At 31.1% G+C, this 688-nt stretch carries 1 protein-coding gene; it reads right to left on the reverse strand.

Annotated elements, in window-relative coordinates; all coding sequences use genetic code 11:
• The coding region (locus AJN58_RS02350; protein WP_070291930.1) for a bacteriophage T4 gp5 trimerisation domain-containing protein at positions 1-688 on the reverse strand (688 nt) is incomplete at both ends.

Raw genomic sequence — 688 nt, forward strand, 5'->3', positions numbered from 1 at the left:
TAACCACAAGTCCATTAGAGTCTATAGTTACTTCAACTCCACCTGCTTTAATGATAACACAATCAGGTTTTGCATTAATAATTGTTTCTCCTACCTGTATAGTCGCCTCGCTATCGGCTTTTAACTCATGAATAGTTTTTGCATAAGTTGTGATATTATCAGCTACCATGCTTGTATTTTTATCACTTTCAAATCCTATGGATTCATTACTTGTAAAAAGAATATTGTCTTTGCTTTTATAATCCATCTCTTTCTCGCTTAACACTTGCATTTTATCACTGATATTAATATCATAATGCCCCTCAACCACCTCCTTTTTATTTCCCTTCACATTCCTTATCTCATCCTTATGGATAATAGTATTTTGATTAGCACCTATTTCTATGTCTTTGTTTTCTCCTACATATTCATGAGAGTTTTTAGCCACTCTTACTTTATTATCTACTCCTACATTTAAGGTATTGCTTAATCCTACTATGGTATCTTTAGATAAGCCTACATTAGTTAAGTATTCTCCTCCTACATTGACATTTTTAGCTAAGTCTATGGTTTGAGTATGAATCTTTTTAATCCTTTCATTATAAATTCCATCCACTATAGAATCTTTATCATTTAAGATTCTTTGAGTGAAATTATGCTGGACTAATTCATCATAATCCTTTTGGGCTTTTAAATAAATTTGTTCTTT

Source organism: Campylobacter sp. BCW_4321 (assembly GCF_001763075.1).
Classification (GTDB): domain Bacteria; phylum Campylobacterota; class Campylobacteria; order Campylobacterales; family Campylobacteraceae; genus Campylobacter_D; species Campylobacter_D jejuni.